Raw genomic sequence first — 18,861 nt, forward strand, 5'->3', positions numbered from 1 at the left:
GGTGAGGGCGTCGTAGAACGCCAGGCGCTCGATCTCCTGCTCTGCGCGCTTGCGGTCGGTGATGTCACGGCACACGCCCAGGATGCCCGTCACGCGGCCATGCAGGTCGCGGATGGGCGTCTTGATGGTCTCGAAATACCCCTGGTAACCGTCTTCCGCAAAGGTCAGCTGCTCTTCGTAGACCAGGGGCTGCCAGGCCTGCATGGCACGCCGGTCATACGCGCGGAACTCCTCGGCCGCCGATGCAGGGGACAGATCGTAGTCGGTGCAGCCGATGATCTCGCGCTCGGGCTTGCCCGCAAAGCGCTCGAACACCGGGTTGCAGGACAGGTAGACACCCTGCGCGTCCTTGAGGAAGACCATGTCGGGCATGGCGTTCACCACCCGGGCCAGGTGGGCCTTCTGCTGGGCCAGCTCGGTCTCGATGCGCTTGAGCTCGGTCAGGTCGTAGGCAAAGACCACCACGGCCACCACCCCCTGCTCCGTGATGGATTCGGGCACCAGGGTGGTGTGGCGGTACTGCGGGCCGTCCAGTGCGTCGATGCGGTTTTCAAAGACGGCCGTCTCTCCGGCAAATGCCTTGTGCAACTGGGGCTGCATGCGCGCCATGACCGCTGCGGGGATCACGTCCGGGAGCAGTTGCCCCTGCAACTGCTCGGGTGTGCGGTGCAGCCACCGGGCCTGTTGCTCGTTCACATAGAGCACGCGGTACTCGCGGTCCAGCCGTGCCACGCCGCCGGGCACCTGGCGCAGCATGTTGGCCATCTGCACCTCGTGCGCGTGGGCCGCCTGCTCGGCCTCGCGCTCGGCGGTGATGTCGCTTTGCACGCCATCCCAGATCACGCGCCCGCCATCCAGGGGTCGGGGCGAGGAACTCAGGTGTATCCAGCGCACCGCCCCCGAAGACACACGCATGCGAAAGGTGGCCTCCATGGGCCCCATGCTGCGCAGCGACTGGTCCCTGGCCTCCTCGAGCGCGGGGAGGTCTTCTGGGAGGATCTGCTGGTACAGCACGCCGGGATCACGCAGCACATCCTCAGGGCGCAGGCCGTTCAGGCGCTCGATGGCATCGCCGATGTGCACGAAGTGCATGCGGCCATCGGCCTCGCGCACCACCTGGTAGAGCACACTCAGCGGCAGGTTGCGGCCCAGCAGCTGCAGGCGCGTTTCGCTTTCACGCAACTGGGCTTCGGCCTCGTACAGCCGATCGAAGGGCTGGCGCATGCCCGCCACGAACACGGCTTGGTACAGCAGGGCATAGCCCACCACACGCACGCCAATGGCCAGCAGGCTGGCCCAGCCGACCTGCGCCACGCCGGAGAGCCCCACCATGAGTTCCGCGACCGCGAAAGTGGCAGCAGCCCATGCCAGCAGGCGTCCCCGCGTGCGGTTGTCGCCCTTCGCATCGCCGTGCAGCCGCACGGCAGCCCCTACCAGGCCTGCGCACAGCAATCCGGCCATCAACGCCGGCAACATGCCGCCCGAGGCCGCAGAAAACCACTGCGGCAGCGGCCCCGCAGCCGCCCACACCAGCACCAGCGAAAACGCACCCGCAGCCACGGCCCACACCTTGGCAGGCCCGGGCAGGGAGACGCGCAGTGCCGTGAGCACCAGCGCGGCGCACTCGGCCACGCGCACCCAGGAGCCAAGCCACAGCGCCATGTCCGCCGCCAGGGTCGAAGCTGGTTGCGGCGTGGCATGGGCCAGCACGCCATGCAGGAAATTGCAGACCGCTGCCACCCCGAAACCGGCGACCAGCACATTCGCATGGCCCTGGCCATGCGCGTCGAGCGTGTGCAGGGACACCGACACCACCAGCAACGCCAGCAGGATGGCCACCAGCTCCATGAAGGGCTCCAGCCCATGCTGCAGACCCACACCCTCTCCCAGGATGCCGCTCAGTGACACCATCACCAGCGCCAGCACCGCCACGGCCAGCACCACCGTGACGGCGGGAGCCTCCGAGACGAGCGTCCGCGGGGAACGGTGGACTGGGGAGTTCATAGGAGCTGTGGGGGGTAGGGCGTCCGCTGCACCTCACCAGTGTATCGGCCTGTAAGCGCCAGCGACGATTTCTGCCGCAACGCGCGGTATGCGCGCCACAACCGTGACCTGGCACCGGTCACACCCACCTGCTCCATGCCCGGGCGATGCGAACACCACCGCCCAGATGCCATCAGCCCTCAGCCTTCGAGCAGTTGGCGCAGCACGAACGGCAGAATGCCGCCCGCCTGGTAGTAGTCCACCTCGATGGGGGTGTCGATGCGCAGCGTGACCACCACCTCCTGGCTGCTGCCGTCAGCCCGGCGAATCACCAGGGTGGCGTCGCTCTGGGGCGTGAGCGCGGGGTCGGGCAGCACGTTGATGGTTTCGTTGCCGGTCAGGCCCAGCGACTCCCACGAATCCGTGCCCTTGAACTGCAGGGGCAGCACGCCCATGCCCACCAGGTTGGAGCGGTGGATGCGCTCGAAGCTGCGCGCCACCACGGCCTTGATGCCCAAGAGCTGCGTGCCCTTGGCGGCCCAGTCGCGGCTCGATCCGGTGCCGTATTCCTCGCCCGCGAAGATCACCGTGGGTGTCTTTTGCGCCATGTACTGCATGGCTGCGTCGAAGATGAACATCTTCTCGCCCTGCAGCGGCCCTTCGCTCTGGAACACGGTCACCCCGCCTTCCTCGCGCGAGCCATCGGCCGTGGGCGGGAGCATGAGGTTCTTGATGCGCACGTTGGCGAAGGTGCCGCGCATCATCACGTCGTGGTTGCCGCGGCGTGCGCCGTAGCTGTTGAAGTCGGCCTTCTGCACACCGTTGAGCTGCAGCCACTGGCCGGCGGGCGAGGTGGCCTTGATGGAGCCCGCAGGAGAGATGTGGTCGGTGGTGATGGAGTCGCCGAACAACGCCATGATGCGCGCGCCGTGCACAGCGGAGGCCGTCGCGGCACCCTGCTCGAGCGTGAATTGGGCGAAGAACGGCGGCTCGGCGATGTAGGTGCTGGCCGGCCAGGTGTACGAGTTTCCGCTCACGCCCTTGATCTTTTCCCAGAGCTTGCCGGGGTCTGTGGCAACCTTGGCGTAGTTCTCGCGGAAGGCCTTGCCGTTCATCGCGAACTTCATGAGCTTGTGCACTTCCTCGCTCGTCGGCCAGATGTCGCCCAGGTAGATGTCGCGGCCACCCTTGCCCTTGCCCACGGGCTCGGTCATCAGGTCCTTGAGCACCGTGCCGGCGATGGCATAGGCCACCACCAGCGGCGGGCTGGCCAGGAAGTTGGCCTTGAGGTTGGGGTGGATGCGCGCCTCGAAATTGCGGTTGCCCGAGAGCACGGCCGCACAGATGAGGTCGTTGCTGGTAATGGCTTCGTTGAGCTCGGGCGTGAGGTCGCCCGCATTGCCGATGCAGGTGGTGCAACCATAGCCCGCCAGCGCAAAGCCCAGCTTCTCCAGGTAGGGCAGCAGGCCGGTCTCGGTGAGGTAGTCGGTGACGATGCGCGAGCCGGGGGCCAGCGAGGTCTTGATGTGCGGCTGGACCTTGAGCCCCGCCTCCACCGCCTTCTTGGCCAGCAGGCCGGCGGCCAGCAGCACGCTGGGGTTGGAGGTGTTGGTGCAGCTGGTGATGGCGGCGATCAGCACGTCCCCATTGCCCACCGTGGGGTCGGCGCCCTTGGTGGGCATGGTGGCCGCTGCGTCGGCATGGGCCGTGGCCAGCGCGGGCTTGTTGCCCTCCATCTCGGCCAGGGAGCGCGGCGCGCCTGCGGGAGCAGGTTTGTCCTTGGGCGCCAGCTCTTGAACCATATCCTGCCCACGGTGGATGTGGTGGCGGGTGAGCAGCAGTTCGGCCGGGCGGTTGAAGCCGTTCTCGGCATTGGACTTGCTGAACAGGTCGGCGAACTGGCTGCTGACCTTGCCCAGCTCGATCCGGTCCTGCGGCCGCTTGGGGCCGGCCAGGCTGGGGGTCACGCTGCCCAGGTCGAGCTTGACGACCTGCGAGTAGTCGATCTCGCCGGCCAGCGGCACGCCGAACAGGCCCTGGGCCTTGAAGTAGGCCTCGAAGGCCTCGATCTCGGCCTTGGTGCGGCCCGTGCCCTGGAAGTAGTCGATGGTCTTCTCATCCACCGGGAAGAAGCCCATGGTGGCACCGTACTCGGGTGCCATGTTGCCGATGGTGGCCCGGTCGGGCAGCGCCAGGGTGCGCGTGCCCTCGCCGAAGAACTCGACGAACTTGCCCACCACCTTGTGCTGGCGCAGCAGCTCGGTCACGGTGAGCACCAGGTCGGTGGCGGTCACGCCCTCGCGCAGCTGGCCGGTCATCTCGAAGCCCACCACGTCGGGCGTGAGGAAGTACACGGGCTGGCCCAGCATGGCGGCCTCGGCCTCGATGCCGCCCACGCCCCAGCCGACCACGCCGATGCCGTTGATCATGGTGGTGTGGCTGTCGGTTCCCACCAGGGTGTCGGGGTAGTGGACGCCTGCCTTGGTCTTGTGCACGCCGCGCGCCAGGTACTCCAGGTTCACCTGGTGCACGATGCCGAAGCCCGGCGGCACCACGCCGAAGGTGCTGAAGGCCTGCATGCCCCACTTCATGAACTCGTAGCGCTCACGGTTGCGCTGGAACTCGAGCTTCATGTTGAGGTCGAGCGAATTCTTCTTGCCGTAATAGTCGACCATGATGGAGTGGTCCACCACCAGATCGACTGGCACCAGGGGTTCGATCTTCTTGGGGTTCTTGCCCAGCCTGGCAGCCACGCTGCGCATGGCGGCCAGGTCGGCCAGCAGCGGCACGCCGGTGAAGTCCTGCAGCACCACGCGCGATACGACGAAGGGGATCTCGTCCTTGCGCTCGGCCTTGGGCGCCCAGTGCGCGAGCTGGTGCACATGCTCGGCCGTGACCTTGCGGCCGTCGCAGTTGCGCAGCACCGATTCGAGCACGATGCGGATGGACACCGGCAGGCGGTTGATTTGCGGAAACTGTTTGGCCAGGGCTGGCAGGGAATAGAGCTGTCCGGTCTTGCCCGACGCGGTCTTGAAACTCTTGAGCGTGTTGGCAAACGCGTGGCGGGCGGGCTGGGGCGACGACTTGGTCGATGTGGCCATGGCTGACTCCTGTGTAAGCGACAAGGCCTATTCTGTCAGTCCCACGCGGCGGAGCCAACGTTGGGGGTATGCAGGGAGGCGGCAACTGCCGCCCATCGCCATGGAAAAGGGCCTCACAGGGCCCCTCCGGTACACGCGCAAGAGCGCCAAGTGCTATTTAATACAGAGCATTCAAGCCATTGCAGGCAACGGCAAACGGCGCATGCCAAACCATTGCAGCTCGGCCAGCAGGCCTACCGAAACCACATGCACGACCAGATAGGCCTGGCCCCACACGCTGGGCGCGATGGCCGATGACAGCAGCAGTGCCAGGCTGGCGAGGGCCCAGGCGGCATTGCCCACGATCAACAGCCACAGCAGGCTGCGGGGGGTGTTGCGCTGGCTTGCAATCGCCATGGCCAGAACCGCATAGGCAAGGAGCGCCAGGCCACTGGCCGAGACCAGCCCCACCGGCAGCCCGAGCCACTCGGCGAGCGTCTCGGTCAGCGCCAGGTGCAGGGCGCCGAGCAGCACGCCCGTGGCGGCATCGAACCAGACCACGGCACGCAGGAACGAGGGAGAGGACAGAACGGACATGGTGGACTCCTTGGGATCTTTTCGGGTTGAAGGAGCCTCCATGGTCGCGGCCGGGCTGCACCGCGTCGATGACATGCCAGGTAATGGCCGGCATGCCAACTGGCCCTAGGATGGAGGGCATGACCAGCACCCACCGCCCCCCACGCCCCACCCTGCCCCACCGGCCTGCGGCCGGGGGCCACCGCAGCCTTCCGGGGCCTGCCTCGTTCGGCGACCATCTGCGCACCTGGCGCCAGCAGCGCCACCTGAGTCAGCTGGAGCTGGCCGACGAGGCGGACATCTCCACCCGCCACGTGAGCTTCATGGAGACAGGCCGCACCAACCCCAGCCGCGAGATGGTGCTGCGGCTGTGCGAGCGCCTGGCCATCCCGCTGCGCGAGCGCAATGCCCTGCTGGTGGCGGCCGGCTATGCGCCCATGTACCGCGAGCGCGCGCTGGACGACCCGGCCCTGGCTGCCGCGCGCAAAGCGGTGGAACTGGTGCTCAAGGGCCACGAACCCTGCCCCGCGATTGCACTGGATCGCTGCTGGAACATCGTGGCCACCAACCGCGCTGCCCAGGCGCTGCTGGCCAACCACGTGAGCCCTGAACTGCTGAAGGGGCCGGTGAATGTGTTCCGCCTCAGCCTGCACCCCAAGGGCCTGGCACCGCACATCGCCAACCTGGCCCAGTGGCGGGCCCACCTGTTCGAGCGCCTGCGCCAGCAAATACAGGCCACGGCGGACCCCGTGCTCATCGCACTGCAGGCCGAGTTGCTGGAATACCCCGCGCCCGAGGAATCGAGCTCCCTGGTGCTCGACGGGGAATTGCTGGGTGTGGTAATGCCCTTCTGCTTTCAAAGCGCCCGGGGAACACTTTCGTTTATGAGCACCACCACCATATTTGGAACCCCGGTGGATGTGACCCTGCAGGAACTGGCCGTGGAATCATTCTTTCCGGCCGACGAATTCACGGCCCAGGTATTGCGCGAGATCGCTGCCGCCCCCATCTGATCAGGCGCCAGCCGCGGGCGCGCCCCCACACAGCCAGCCGGATCGCACGTTTATGGTGCGTACCACGCAAAAAGCCCGCAGATGCGGGCTTTTTTATGCAACGCGGCAACAGGCCGCTGTCCAATGGATTCAATCGATCAAATGGCGAACTTTTCGCGGTTCTCGTTTTGAATCCACTTGGGTGCCTTGCCACGGCCCGTCCAGGTCTGGCCTGTGGATGGATCGCGGTATTTAGGAGCCACCTTGGTGCCAGCGCTTGCGCTGCGTGCACGGCCACTGGGGAACACGTCCTGTGCGGTCAGGCCGAACTCCGCCACCAGCGCACGCACCTGCGATACGGCGTCCGACAACTCGCGCTTGCGGGCTTCACCGATTTGCTGTTCCAGGGCGTCGCGTTGCTTGAGGAGTTCTTTGTAGCTGGTTGTCATGGTATGTGTGGCTGCTAGGTGGACAAGGAAGGCCCCATTATAGGAATAATGGGCAAAATTTTCAGGGTTTGCGAAAAAATTCGTGACAAACCGTTGAAACCCCTCACCAGTGAAAATCATTTCACAGCCCCAGGTAATCAGCCGGACCGATCGGCCAGGTCCATTTGCGCCAATACACGGTCGATTCTCTTGCCCTCCAGGCCAAGCACCTCGAATATCCACCCGGCACAGGCAATGCGTTCGCCCACTGCCGGCAAATGGCCTGATTCAGCCATCAACAATCCCGCCAGTGTGTTGTAACGGCCGCGCTCCTCTCCCGGTAAATCGCGAATATCGAGCCGCGCCTTGAGTTCGCTGACGGGCATCAGGCCGTCGAGCAGCCACATGCCGTCCTCTTGCTGGGTGGCCCAGGCATCCGTCGCAGCCCCGGGCTGCAGTTCTCCGGTAATCGCCTCCAGCAGATCGCGTGGTGTCATGATGCCCTGCACCACGCCATATTCGTCCACCACGAAGACCATGCGGCCCGAGCGTGCGCGGAACTGCTCCAGCAGTTCCATGCCGCTCAGGGTTTCGGGCAGAAAGGCGGCCGGCAGGGCGTACTGCTCGATGGCGCCTGGGGCCTCCACGCCCAGCTCCAGCAGGCGCGCTACGCTGATCAGGCCCACCACCTCATCGAGCGAGCCCCTGCAGACGGGGTACCAGGAATGGGCACCATGGTCACCACCGGTGCCGGCCATGCGCAGGCCTTCGGCCACGGTGAGCCGGGCATCGAGCCACTGCATGTCCGTGCGGGGCACCATCAGCGAGGTCAGCGGCCGGTCGTCGAGGCGGAACACATTGCGCACCATCTGGTGCTCGTGGTGCTCGATCACCCCGGCATCGCGCCCTTCTTCCAGGCTGGCCACGATCTCTTCCTCCGTCACGGCGCGGCCCGCGTTGTTGTCGATGCGCAGCAGCCCCAGCACGCCCTGGGTGGACAGCGACAGCAGCCGCACGAAGGGCTTGGCCACCAGGGCCACCCAGGTCATGGGCCGAGCCACCAGGCGGGCCACGGTTTCGGGGTAGAGCTGGCCGATGCGCTTGGGCACCAGCTCACCGAAGACGATGGTGATGAAGGTGATCACCGTGACCACCAGCGCCGTGGCCGTGATGCCGGAGGCGCGCTCGGGCATGCCCAGCGCCAGCAGCCAGCGCGCCAGGTCATCGCTGAACGCGGCTTCGCCGATGATGCCGTTGAGCATGCCGATAGAGGTGATGCCCACCTGCACGGAGGACAGGAACTGGGTGGGGTTCTCCAGCAGCGTGAGCGAGGCCTGCGCCCCCTTGTCGCCGCCCTCGGCCATGGCGGCCAGGCGCGACTTGCGGCTCGATGCCAGCGCCAGCTCGGACATGGCAAATACGCCATTGAGCAGCGTGAGCAGCGCAATCAGCAGAAAATCCATGATTCAAGGCATAGGAACACGATGGCACTTTACTGTATTGGCGATATCCAGGGTTGCGACAGCGCGCTCGGGCGCCTTCTGGACGAGATCGGCTTTTCCGCGAGCCGCGACACGGTCTACCTGCTGGGCGACCTGGTGAACCGGGGCCCGGAGTCGGCTGCCGTGCTGCGCCGCTGCATGCAGCAGGGCGATGCGCTGCGCCCGCTGCTGGGCAACCACGATCTGCACCTGCTGGCCGCCGCCCATGGGGCACGCAAGCCCTCGCGCAAGGACACGCTGGAGCAGGTGCTCAAAGCCGATGACCGTGACGCCATGCTGGACTGGCTGCGCCGGCAGCCGCTGATGCGCACGCACCTGCATGCCGGCGAGCGGTTGGCGATGGTGCACGCCGGCCTGCTGCCCGCCTGGACGGTGGACGAGGCCCTGGCCCTGGCGAGCGAAGTGCAGCAGGTGCTGCGCGGCCCGGGGCTGTCGGACTTTCTGCATCAGATGTACGGCAACGGCCCGGACCGCTGGGACCCGGCGCTCACGGGCATGGACCGCCTGCGCACCATCGTCAACGCCATGACGCGGCTGCGCTTTTGCTCGGCCGATGGGGTGATGGATTTCGACAGCACCGAGAGTGCGCAAAAGCCCCCCGAAGGCCTGATGCCCTGGTTCGACGTGCCGGGCAGGCGGGCGGCAAGTACGCTGCTGGCCTTCGGGCACTGGTCCACGCTGGGTTTGCTGGACCGCCCGGACACCCTGGCGATGGACACGGGCTGCGTATGGGGCGGCTACCTGAGCGCCATGCGCTTTGGCGCCACGCTGGCCGACCGCGAACTGCTGCAGGTGCACTGCGAGCAGTCGCAGCAGCCGGGCTGATGGCGTGACCGGCCTTTGCTTCAGTCGGTGGTGACGGCCTGTGCCTGATCTTCAGTGGCAGGAGCTACCGCCTTGAACAGCGCCGCCACCTTGCGCTTGGGCTTGATATTGGCCGACACACTGCTGCGTGGCGCCGACTTGGCGGACTCCCAGGCGGGCGCGGCATCGGCCGCCGCGCTGGATTCGTAGGGCTTTTCGAAGAACGGGTCGCGCGATGCCACCGCAGGACGGAAGCCCCGGTGCTGTTCGCGCGGCTCGCGGGTTTCACGGCCCGGACGGTGCTCGCGCTCCCGTTCGCGGCGCGGAGCGGCGGAGGCAATGGCATCGCGCCCGTCACCGGTCTCGCCCGCTTCGCGCCAAGCACGGCGGCCGTCGTTGATGCGGCCGCGCGGCTGGTCTTCGTCGTACTCGACGGCTTCAAGCTCGATCTTTTTCTTGATGAGCTTTTCGATGTCGGCCACCAGGCGGGCATCGCTGCCCGACACCAGCGTGACCGCCAGACCCGACGCGCCAGCACGGCCCGTGCGGCCGATGCGGTGCACGTAGTCTTCGGCGTTGAAGGGCACGTCGAAGTTGAACACCGCCGGCACGTCCTTGATGTCGAGGCCGCGGGCGGCCACGTCGGTACACACCAGCAGGTCGACTTCGCCCTTCTTGAAGGCCTCCAGGGCTTTCAGGCGCTCGTCCTGGCTCTTGTCGCCGTGCAGCGCGGTGGTCTTGAGGCCTTCGCGCTCCAGGCTGCGCGCCAGGCGGGCGCAACCGAGCTTGCTGTTGACGAAGATGAAGGCCTGCTTGATGCCCCGGGTCTTGAGCACCTGGTGGATGGCACGGCGCTTGTCATCGTCGTTGGCGCTGTAGAAGCGCTGCTCCACCGTGGAGGCCGTCTCGTTCGGGCGGGCCACTTCGATGGTGATGGGGTTTTGCAGGTAGCTGCTGGCCAGGCGCTTGATCTCGGGCGAGAACGTGGCCGAGAACAGCAGCGTGGTGCGCTGCTTGGGCAGGTAGGACAGGATGCGCTGCAGGTCGGGCAGGAAACCGATGTCCAGCATGCGGTCGGCCTCGTCGAGCACCACGTACTCGACCTGGTTGAGCACCGCGTTCTTGGCTTCGATGTGGTCCAGCAGGCGGCCGGGGGTGGCCACCAGCACCTCGACACCCTTCTTGAGCTCAAGGGTCTGGGGCTTCATGTCCATGCCGCCGAAGACCACGGTGCTGCGCAGCTTGGTGTACTTGGCGTACAGCGCGATCTGCTGGGCGACCTGGTCGGCCAGTTCGCGCGTGGGCAGCAGCACCAGCGCACGCACGGGGTGGCGGGCCGGGGAGGTGGAGCTGCTCTCGTGCTTGAGCAGGCGCTGCAGCAGTGGCAGCGAGAACGCCGCCGTCTTGCCGGTGCCGGTCTGGGCTGCGCCCATCACGTCCTGGCCGGTTAGCACGACCGGAATGGCCTGCTCCTGGATAGGCGTCATGGACTCGTAGCCCATTTCGGCCACGGCGCGCGAGAGCGGCTCGGCCAGCGATAGATTGGAAAAAGAACTTGTCATTTAGCCCTCTATTGTCGCACCGGTGGCCCAAACACACCATGGGGGTGGTAAGCAAGGGTGTATTCACCGAGCCATGCCGCCAGAGGACTGGCTTTGATGCTTTTAATTCGATAGCACCAAAACAATAACCATCAATTCACAGATGGCAATTTTCAGGAATTCACTCCAGCACCGCGCGCAGCTGGCGCGTGGTCACCGCCAGGCGGCGGGCACCGATTTGGGCGATGTTGTTCATCACCGTGAGCGCCGCTTCGGGGTAGCGGTGCGCCCAGGCGTCGAAGTGCGCGCGCGACAGCCGCGCCAGTTGCGCAGGCCCCAATTCGGCCCCGGCGCTGGCCGTGCGGGCGGCGCCGTTGAGAAAAGCCATCTCCCCGAAGGCCATGCCCGGCCCCACGGTGGCCAGGCGCAGGCCGCGCTCGGGCGGCCACTGGGTCACGAGCGTGATGTGGCCCGACTGCACCACCAGCAGGTCGCGGTCGGTGTCCCCGGCGTTGAACACCACCCCATGGGCCGCCATGGGCAGTGGCTCCAGCAGGGCCTCCAGCGCCAGCCGGGCCTCGGCGTCCATGCCTTCACCGATCTCGCCGAGCACATCCTGCTCGGGATAAACAGGCCGCTCGTGCTCGGGCCGCTCGGCCAGGATGGCGGCTTCCGCCCATTCCAGGGCCCGGTCGCCATCGGCGAAGGTGCGAACGCCGGTGCCCGCGTGCTCGGCCGCCACGCGGTCGAGCGCCGCCACGGCGCAGGCCACGCCTTGCTGCGAGAGGTCGCGCACCAGCGCACGCAGCTGGGCCAGGGCCGTGCTGTCCCAGGCCGGCACGCGGCTGGCATCCAGCACCACCCAGCGGTGGCGCGGCTGCAGCATCAGGCGCACCTGCTCGGCCAGGTGCGCGGCGACGCCGAAGGACATGACGCCCTGCAGCTCGAACACCGCCACCTGGTTCATGCGCGGCGCCAGCCAGGTGTCGGAGCCCGCGCGGCGCAGGCGGCGCGAGCGCAACTGCCCATCGAGCCGCACATGGCGCAGCACCTTGGACGCCGAGTCGCGCAGCAGCACGAAGGTGGCCACCACCAGCCCCGCCACGAGGGCACCCACGCCGCCCAGCACGGCGAACACCAGCGCCACCAGCCAGCTTTGCGCCCAGGTCACGCTGGAGCGGCGCGCGTAGCCAGGCGACCACAGCAGCCCGGGCACCTGCATCAGCCCCGCCAGCACCAGTCCGCCGGCCAGGCAGGCCATGGGCACCCAGTGCAGCCACCAGGCACCCGTGAAGGCCACCACCAGCATGATGCCGGCATGCCAGCGCGGGGCGCTGGCCGAGGCACCGGCCTGCGCCAGCACGATGCGCGAGCGCGAGGCACTGGTGGACGCGGGGATCATGCCCACCAGGCCACACAGCACGCCCAGCAGGCTCTCGCGCCGCAGCGCCTGGTTGGGGTTGCCGCGCAGGCCGTGGTCGAGCTCCAGCTCCTGGTTGAAGACCAGGATCTCCAGGCTGTTGACCAGCGCCATCAGCAGGGCCAGCACCACCAGCGCAGAGCCGTGCCGGTGCGCCAGTTCCAGCCAGGGAATGCCCGTCCAGTCGGGCCACAGCGGCCCGGCAAAGGCACTCTGGCTGACGGCCGGTGCGAACACGTTGCCCATGCCTACACCCCACAGGCCCGCCACGGCCACGGCCAGTGCCACCAGCACCACGGCCGTGAGCAGGCCCGGCATGCGCGGCCAGCGCCGGCGCAGCAGCACCGCCAGGCCCACTACCGCGAGGGCGGCCACGGCGTGCCAAAAGGTACGCAGGTCCCAACCCCACCCGGCGCCCGCACCCAGGCCATTGCGCAGTTGCCCCACCACCATGGACAGGCCCACGCCCGCCGCAAAGCCATGGGTCACCGAAATCGGCAGGAAGCGCGCCACCGAGGCCAGGCGCAGCACCCCCAGCAGCCACTGAAAGCCAAACGCCAGCGCCACGGTGGCACCGCTGACGGCAAGCACCTGGCGCGCCGTCAGGCCCAGGGTGCCGGCTGCGCCGTAGGCGGTGGCCACCACGGCGGCGAACAGCAGGGCCACCACGGTGGTCGGCGCATAGACGACCCCCGGGCGTGGCGCCAGCACGGTGAGCAGCAATCCGGGCAAGGCGGCCGACCACAGGGCCAGGGCCGCCAGCGAGTAGCCGCCTGCCAGCGGCGCGAAGGCCAACAAGCCCAGGCCCACCGCATGGGGCACCGTGACAGCCGCAGCAGACCATGCCGCCACCGCGCCCGAGGGCGGGTGGCTGGCAGCGCCCGGTGAGGGCCCCTGCCCGGCTACAGGCGGATGGGACAGCGACTCGGGTGGCATGGCGTGCGCAAAAAGGAGGGAGGGACCGCGTTCAGCCCCCGCGAACCTCACCGCAGACCTGTGCAGCGATGTCCATCACAGATTGCGGGCGGCAAAGGTGTCGCAACCCTTGACGCTGCCGTTCTGCAGTCCGGCGTTGAACCAGCGCTGGCGCTGCGCGCTGCTGCCGTGGGTGAAGCTCTCAGGCACCACCCGGCCACCGCCGGCACCTTGCAGGGCGTCGTCGCCGATCTTGGCGGCCGCGTTCATGGCCTCTTCCACATCGCCCTGCTCCAGGATCTTGCGGGCAGCCTGCGCGTGGTGCGCCCACACGCCGGCAAAGCAGTCGGCCTGCAGCTCCAGCCGCACGGACATGGCGTTGTACTCGGTCTTGCTCACGCGGCCGCGCATCTGGTCCATCTTGCCGCTGATGCCCAGCAGGTTCTGCACGTGGTGGCCGACCTCGTGCGCGATCACGTAGGCCTGCGCGAAATCGCCGGGCGCGCCCAGGCGGTTCTTGAGGGTCTCGTAAAAACCCAGATCGATGTACACCTTCTGGTCGGCCGGACAGTAGAACGGCCCCATCGCCGCCTGGCCCGCGCCGCAGGCTGTGGGCGTGGAGCCGCGGAACAGCACCAGCCGGGGCTCCTGGTAGGTGCCGCCGCCCTGGCGGAACACGCCCTGCCAAACGTCCTCGGTATCGGCCAGCACGGTGGAGACGAAGCGCGCCATGGTGTCGTCGGCCGGGGGGCGGTGCGCCGGGCCCTGCTGTTGCTGCTGCACCTGCGCGGGCGGACCACCGCCGCTGAGCAGGCCCAGGATGGTCAGCGGGTTGATGCCCAGCACCCAACCGCCCACCAGGGCGATGACGATGGTCCCGATGCCGATGCTGCGCCCGCCAAAGATGGGCGAGCCGCCCCCACCGCCACCGCCCTCGTCCCGGCGGTCCTCTACGTTGTCGGACTCGCGATTGCCTTCCCATTTCATCGTTGTTCTCCAGCGCCCCCACCGGACGGGGGCATGGACAGCATGTTACGCGCGGCGCGCCCTCCTCGGGGGCCAGCACAAGTAGGAGAGCAGCGCGCTACCATGCAGTCTGTTTCTCGTACGTGAGCGCCCCACCCCATGCTGCACCACCCCCACAACCCCCACGGCGCAAGCAACCCCGTCATCATGCTGACGGGATTCGATCCCTTCGGTGGGGATGCCATCAACCCCAGCTGGCTGCTGGCCCAGGCACTGCAGGGCCAGCGCATCGGCGGGCACACCGTGGTGGCCGCGCAACTGCCCACCGTGTTCGGGCTGGCGCTGCAGCGGCTGACGGCACTGCACCGGCAGCTGCAGCCGGCGCTCACCGTATGCCTGGGGCAGGCGGGCGGACGGGCGGCCCTGTCGATCGAGCGCATCGGCATCAATGTGGACGATGCGCGCATCCCCGACAACCAGGGCGCGCAGCCCATCGACGCGGCCGTGGCCCCCGGTGGCCCGGCCGCCTACTTTGCCAGCCTGCCCGTCAAGGCCATGCTGCGCGCGGTGCAGCAGACCGGCGTGCCCTGCGAGGTATCACAGACGGCTGGCACCTTCGTCTGCAACCATGTGCTCTACGGGCTGATGCACCACCTGGCGCGCGAAGGCGTGGCCGGCATGCGCGGTGGCTTCGTGCACGTGCCCTGGCTACCGGGACAGGGCACGCCCCATCTGGCGCTGCGCGACATGGTGCGCGGCCTGCATGCCGCGCTGTGGGCGGCCGTCCTCGCCCGGCAAGACATCGTCCTCGGCGCGGGCGCCACCCACTGACCGCCGGGTACGCCCTGTGCCACCGGCCCCGCATGCTGTGTACAGTCCCGGTATGCGCCCCGCCCCGCTTTCTGAACCCTCTTCCACCCTGGGGCCCCAGGCCACCGCCGACCTGCTGGACTGGACAGCGCTGGCCGATGAAATAGCCGCCCTGCTGGTGGACGACGGCATCCAGGTGCCGCCCCGCAGCGTGCTGGCGCTGGCAGGCGGCGCCAGCCTGTTCGTGATGCCGGCCAGCGACCGCACGGTCGCCATGGCCAAGCTGATCACCCTCACCCCCGGCAATGCGGCGCGCGGCCAGCCCACCATCCAGGGCGATGTGGTGGTGTTCGACGTAGCCACCGGCCAGCGCCGCGTGGTGCTGGACGGCCCCACCGTCACGGCGCGCCGCACGGCCGCCGTCTCGCTGCTGGCGGCGCAGCGCCTGGCGCCGGTGCCGCAGGGCCCGCTGCTGGTGGTGGGTGCCGGCGTGCAAGGCCTGGCCCATGTGCAGGCCTTTGTGGAAGTGCTGGGTGTGCGCGAGGTCTGGGTGGCATCGCGCAGCGCGGCCAGTGCCGAGGCCCTGGCGCAGGCGGCCCGCGCCCTGGGCGCTCAGGCCCGGGTCGTGCAGGACGCCGACGCGGCCATGGCCCACTGCCCTCTGGTGGCCGCATGCACCCCGGGCACGGCCGTGGTCCTGAGCGCCCAGCCCCGGCCCGATGCCTTCATCGCGGCGGTCGGCGCCTACACCCCCACCATGGCAGAACTGTCGCCCGGGCTGTGCCGATGGATGGCGCAGCATGGCACGGTGGTGGTGGACACGGCCGATGCCGGGCACGAGGCCGGCGACCTGCTGCAGGCCGGGCTGGACGTGGCGCGCCTGCCTACGCTGCAGGACATGGTGCGGCAAGGCGCGCGCCCCCGCACCGGGCCCGTGCTGTTCAAGAGCTGCGGCTGGGCCGGCTGGGACCTGGCGGCTGCCCGCCTGGTGCTGCGCGCCACCCGCACCGCGCGTTCGGACATCGGCGCAAACACGGGATCAGGAGCACATTCCCAGCCGGGGAGCGGCAGCCCATGAGCCCCCCCACCCGTTTTCGCGGCCAGAGCCTGCGCACGCAGATCTCATTGGTGTTTGCGCTGCTGGTGATCGGGCTGGCCGTGCTGCTGTCCCTGGGTTTCGGCGAACTGCTCAAGCGACGCGTGCAAAGCGATGCCGGCCATGCCTTGCGCACCGTGGCCGATAACGCCAGCCGCCAGCTTGCCAACGGGTTACTGGAGCGCAGCCGGGCCGTGCAGGTACTGGCCGATGCACCCGGCATATGGCAAAAGGGGCTCGATTCGCCCGAAGTGCACCAACTGCTGGCGCGCACCCAGGCCATCGACCCTTACAGCCTGTGGATCGGCGTGGCAGATGCCCAGGGCGTGGTAAGGGCCGCCACGAAGGGACTTCTGGAGGGCCAGAGCGTGCGCGAGCGCCCCTGGTTCATCGCCGGCCTGCAGGAGCTGCACGTGGGCGACGTGCACCCGGCCAAGCTGCTGGAGCAGTTGCTGCCGCCCAACGCCTCGGGCGAGCCCTACCGCTTCGTGGACTTCGCTGCCCCCATCCACGCGGGGCGGGCCACCGTGGGCGTGCTGGGCATGCACGGCAGCTGGGAGTGGACGCGCGAGGTGCTGGAAAGCCTGGCCCCCATCGGTATCCAGGGTGCCTCGGTGGACCTGTTCGTCTTTGACCGCGCCGGCAAACTCATTTTCTCGCCCCAGGAATACCGCAGCCAGCTCGAAGCCGGCGGCCAGCATCTGCCCGTGCCACTGACCGTGGCCACGCGGGAATCAGGCGCCCTGTCTGCGACCGTGGTGCCCTGGGCCGATGGCAAGAACTACCTTACCGCCAGCGTGCGCATGGAAGCGCGCAACGCGGCAAGCGACCTGGGCTGGCACATCGTGGCCCGGGAACCGGTGGAAATCGCCTTTGCCGACGCGGACCGCGCGGTGCGCATGGCCCTGGCAATCGGCCTGCTGGCGGCGGTGCTGGCCGCAGCCATCGCCTGGATCGCGGCCCGCCGCCTGAGCGAAGACCTCTACGCGCTGGCCGATGCCGCCAGCCTCGTGGAATCGGGCAAGCCCGGCGCCACCATTCCCCTGGTCACCCACAACCGTGACGTGCACCAGCTGTCCGCCGCGCTCAGCAGCATGACGCAGCGCCTCATGGCGGCTCACGAAGCCATGGAGGACCAGGTGCGCCTGCGCACCCTGGAGCTGGAAGCCGCCAACCGCGCGCTGGACCTGCAGGCACGCACCGACGCACTTACCGGCCTGCTCAACCGGCGGGGCTTCGACAGCAAGATGGAGTTTGCGCTGGCGCTGGCGCGCCGCAGCGGCCGGCCCCTGAGCTTGGTCAGCGTCGATGTGGACCATTTCAAGCGCGTGAACGACAGCTTCGGGCACGACGCAGGCGACGAGGTGCTGCGCCGGCTGGCACAGACGCTGCAGCAGCGCCTGCGCGCGTCGGACGTGATTGCGCGGCTCGGTGGCGAGGAGTTTGCCGTGGTACTGCCCGACACCGCCGTGGAAGGCGCACGCGCGATCGCCCAGTCGATCGTGGACGGCATGGCGGCGCAGGAAGATCCTCTGGTGGGGCGGATCACGGTGAGCGCTGGCATATCCAGCCTGCGCGAGGGGCCCGACAATGCCCACGAGATGCTGCGCCGCAGCGACGCGGCGCTTTACGAAGCCAAGGGCCAGGGACGCAACAGGGTGTGCGTGGAGCCTGAGGCCGGGCAGGCGCTGAAATAGCCCCCCAGGCGGTCGGCAAGCCCATCGAGTTCGCCGTCATGGTGCTGGCGTGCGATGGCCAACTGCTCCTGCGCATAGGGCGGGTGGCCCAGCATCATGGCCGTGTTCACGCAGTGGCCACGCTTGGCCATGTGCAGGATGAACGCATCCAGCACTTCGCAAGGCCAGTAATGGATATCGGCCTCGCCCAGGTCTGCATGGCGGGCTTGTGCAAGATGGGGCAGGCTGGGCCGGTCGGCACCCGCCGTGGCGCGGGGTGCGGACGGTTCAACAAAATCGATCATGTTGGACTCCTTCACACGGACCCTGCGAACATCCGCAGGCATGCATCCATGCTATGGAACTTACCAACGCTTGCACTTCAGCCGAAGTGCCCTGCCCCTGTAGGACGGGACCACCGGGCGGTACGCCCGCCCTTGCAGGCGATCAGGCCTTGGGCAAGGTCACGCCCACTTGGCCCTGGTACTTGCCGCCCCGGTCCTTGTACGAGACTTCGCATACGTCGTCTGGATCGCTCTCGAAGAACAGCACCTGCGCACAGCCTTCGCCCGCGTAGATGCGCGCGGGCAGCGGCGTGGTGTTGGAGAACTCCAGCGTCACATAGCCTTCCCACTCGGGCTCGAACGGCGTGACATTGACAATGATGCCGCAGCGCGCATAGGTGCTCTTGCCCAGGCAGATGGTGAGCACGTTGCGCGGGATGCGAAAGTACTCCATGGTGCGCGCCAGCGCAAAGCTGTTGGGCGGGATGATGCAGCTGTCGCCGTGGAAATCGACAAAGCTCTTCTCGTCGAAGTTCTTCGGGTCCACCACCGTGCTGTGGATGTTGGTGAACACCTTGAATTCGGGCGCGCAGCGGATGTCGTAGCCATAGCTGCTGGTGCCATAGCTGATGATCTTGCGGCCCTCGGCCTCGCGCACCTGACCGGGCGCGAAAGGTTCGATCATGCCGTGCTCGGCCGCCATGCGGCGGATCCATTTGTCGCTTTTGATGCTCATTGGGTTAACTCCTGCGCCGTATTCTAGGCAGGACGCCCTTGCGGGCCCTGCA

Annotated in this window: 15 protein-coding genes; 5 read left to right on the top strand and 10 right to left on the bottom strand. The window is 67.9% G+C overall.

Annotated elements, in window-relative coordinates; genetic code table 11:
• The 3 genes from ASE28_RS32790 to ASE28_RS03695 form a co-directional block, all read right to left on the bottom strand.
• On the bottom strand, positions 1-2,004 hold a 2,004-nt coding region (locus tag ASE28_RS32790; RefSeq protein ID WP_235516038.1), incomplete at its 3' end, for a PAS domain-containing protein.
• 179 nt (positions 2,005-2,183) lie between these two features.
• Positions 2,184-5,084, bottom strand: coding sequence for an aconitate hydratase (locus ASE28_RS03690; protein ID WP_057264771.1), 2,901 nt, complete (start codon positions 5,082-5,084; stop codon positions 2,184-2,186).
• Positions 5,085-5,255: 171 nt separating this feature from the next.
• On the bottom strand, positions 5,256-5,660 hold the full coding sequence (locus ASE28_RS03695) for a hypothetical protein (protein WP_057264772.1): 405 nt from the start codon (positions 5,658-5,660) through the stop codon (positions 5,256-5,258).
• Between the two features lie 119 nt (positions 5,661-5,779).
• On the opposite strand from ASE28_RS03695, the gene ASE28_RS03700 reads away from it, so the two are divergent.
• Positions 5,780-6,652: a helix-turn-helix domain-containing protein gene (locus ASE28_RS03700; RefSeq protein ID WP_057264991.1), complete on the top strand. Its 873-nt coding sequence runs from the start codon at positions 5,780-5,782 to the stop codon at positions 6,650-6,652.
• A 137-nt stretch (positions 6,653-6,789) separates the two neighbouring features.
• Here the strand turns inward: ASE28_RS03700 and ASE28_RS03705 are convergent, their stop codons facing one another.
• Both ASE28_RS03705 and ASE28_RS03710 read right to left on the bottom strand, forming a co-directional pair.
• A complete protein-coding gene (locus tag ASE28_RS03705) occupies positions 6,790-7,080 on the bottom strand; it encodes an H-NS family nucleoid-associated regulatory protein (RefSeq protein ID WP_057201395.1) in 291 nt (96 codons plus the stop codon).
• A 137-nt stretch (positions 7,081-7,217) separates the two neighbouring features.
• Entirely contained in the window at positions 7,218-8,522 is a 1,305-nt protein-coding gene (locus tag ASE28_RS03710; protein WP_057201396.1) for a hemolysin family protein, read from the bottom strand.
• A gap of 21 nt (positions 8,523-8,543) precedes the next feature.
• Between ASE28_RS03710 and ASE28_RS03715 the strand changes: the two genes are divergently transcribed.
• Positions 8,544-9,386: a symmetrical bis(5'-nucleosyl)-tetraphosphatase gene (locus ASE28_RS03715; protein WP_057264774.1), complete on the top strand. Its 843-nt coding sequence runs from the start codon at positions 8,544-8,546 to the stop codon at positions 9,384-9,386.
• 20 nt (positions 9,387-9,406) lie between these two features.
• On the opposite strand, the gene ASE28_RS03720 is transcribed toward ASE28_RS03715, so the two are convergent.
• From ASE28_RS03720 to ASE28_RS03730, 3 genes are all read right to left on the bottom strand, one after another.
• Positions 9,407-10,927, bottom strand: coding sequence for a DEAD/DEAH box helicase (locus ASE28_RS03720; RefSeq protein WP_057201398.1), 1,521 nt, complete (start codon positions 10,925-10,927; stop codon positions 9,407-9,409).
• Between the two features lie 160 nt (positions 10,928-11,087).
• A complete protein-coding gene (locus ASE28_RS03725; RefSeq protein ID WP_057264776.1) occupies positions 11,088-13,262 on the bottom strand; it encodes a SulP family inorganic anion transporter in 2,175 nt (724 codons plus the stop codon).
• A gap of 75 nt (positions 13,263-13,337) precedes the next feature.
• The gene (locus tag ASE28_RS03730; RefSeq protein WP_057264778.1) at positions 13,338-14,228 is read right to left on the bottom strand and encodes a neutral zinc metallopeptidase; all 891 of its coding nucleotides are present in this window, start codon (positions 14,226-14,228) and stop codon (positions 13,338-13,340) included.
• A gap of 138 nt (positions 14,229-14,366) precedes the next feature.
• Here ASE28_RS03730 and pcp point away from each other — a divergent pair, with 138 nt between their 5' ends.
• Genes pcp through ASE28_RS03745 form a run of 3 tightly spaced genes read left to right on the top strand, consistent with a single transcriptional unit; the run spans position 14,367 to position 17,810 of the window.
• Positions 14,367-15,038: a pyroglutamyl-peptidase I gene (pcp, locus tag ASE28_RS03735; RefSeq protein ID WP_057264780.1), complete on the top strand. Its 672-nt coding sequence runs from the start codon at positions 14,367-14,369 to the stop codon at positions 15,036-15,038.
• Positions 15,039-15,090: 52 nt separating this feature from the next.
• Positions 15,091-16,095 (top strand): delta(1)-pyrroline-2-carboxylate reductase family protein, encoded by a 1,005-nt coding sequence (locus tag ASE28_RS03740; RefSeq protein ID WP_057264782.1) that lies wholly within the window; start codon positions 15,091-15,093, stop codon positions 16,093-16,095.
• Positions 16,092-17,810, top strand: coding sequence for a diguanylate cyclase (locus ASE28_RS03745; RefSeq protein ID WP_057264784.1), 1,719 nt, complete (start codon positions 16,092-16,094; stop codon positions 17,808-17,810). Before ASE28_RS03740 ends, ASE28_RS03745 begins: the two co-directional genes overlap by 4 nt.
• On the opposite strand, the gene ASE28_RS03750 is transcribed toward ASE28_RS03745, so the two are convergent.
• A complete protein-coding gene (locus ASE28_RS03750) occupies positions 17,741-18,094 on the bottom strand; it encodes a hypothetical protein (protein WP_057264786.1) in 354 nt (117 codons plus the stop codon). The two genes, ASE28_RS03745 and ASE28_RS03750, sit on opposite strands and share 70 nt — an antisense overlap.
• Before the next feature lie 142 nt (positions 18,095-18,236).
• Positions 18,237-18,809 carry a dCTP deaminase gene (gene dcd, locus ASE28_RS03755; RefSeq protein ID WP_057201405.1) on the bottom strand — a complete coding sequence of 191 codons (573 nt, stop codon included), beginning with the start codon at positions 18,807-18,809 and terminating at the stop codon, positions 18,237-18,239.
• Positions 18,810-18,861: the final 52 nt, after the last annotated feature.

The organism is Acidovorax sp. Root219, from assembly GCF_001428665.1.
Lineage (GTDB): Bacteria > Pseudomonadota > Gammaproteobacteria > Burkholderiales > Burkholderiaceae_C > Acidovorax.

Coding starts and splice junctions, on each gene's coding strand:
- ASE28_RS03725 (WP_057264776.1), bottom strand. CDS start 13,262: ATGCCACCCGAGTCGCTGTCCCATCCGCCTGTAGCCGGGCAGGGGCCC.
- pcp (WP_057264780.1), top strand. CDS start 14,367: ATGCTGCACCACCCCCACAACCCCCACGGCGCAAGCAACCCCGTCATC.
- ASE28_RS03695 (WP_057264772.1), bottom strand. CDS start 5,660: ATGTCCGTTCTGTCCTCTCCCTCGTTCCTGCGTGCCGTGGTCTGGTTC.
- ASE28_RS03705 (WP_057201395.1), bottom strand. CDS start 7,080: ATGACAACCAGCTACAAAGAACTCCTCAAGCAACGCGACGCCCTGGAA.
- ASE28_RS03715 (WP_057264774.1), top strand. CDS start 8,544: ATGGCACTTTACTGTATTGGCGATATCCAGGGTTGCGACAGCGCGCTC.
- ASE28_RS03745 (WP_057264784.1), top strand. CDS start 16,092: ATGAGCCCCCCCACCCGTTTTCGCGGCCAGAGCCTGCGCACGCAGATC.
- ASE28_RS03740 (WP_057264782.1), top strand. CDS start 15,091: ATGCGCCCCGCCCCGCTTTCTGAACCCTCTTCCACCCTGGGGCCCCAG.
- ASE28_RS03730 (WP_057264778.1), bottom strand. CDS start 14,228: ATGAAATGGGAAGGCAATCGCGAGTCCGACAACGTAGAGGACCGCCGG.
- ASE28_RS03750 (WP_057264786.1), bottom strand. CDS start 18,094: ATGATCGATTTTGTTGAACCGTCCGCACCCCGCGCCACGGCGGGTGCC.
- dcd (WP_057201405.1), bottom strand. CDS start 18,809: ATGAGCATCAAAAGCGACAAATGGATCCGCCGCATGGCGGCCGAGCAC.
- ASE28_RS03700 (WP_057264991.1), top strand. CDS start 5,780: ATGACCAGCACCCACCGCCCCCCACGCCCCACCCTGCCCCACCGGCCT.
- ASE28_RS03690 (WP_057264771.1), bottom strand. CDS start 5,084: ATGGCCACATCGACCAAGTCGTCGCCCCAGCCCGCCCGCCACGCGTTT.
- ASE28_RS03710 (WP_057201396.1), bottom strand. CDS start 8,522: ATGGATTTTCTGCTGATTGCGCTGCTCACGCTGCTCAATGGCGTATTT.
- ASE28_RS03720 (WP_057201398.1), bottom strand. CDS start 10,927: ATGACAAGTTCTTTTTCCAATCTATCGCTGGCCGAGCCGCTCTCGCGC.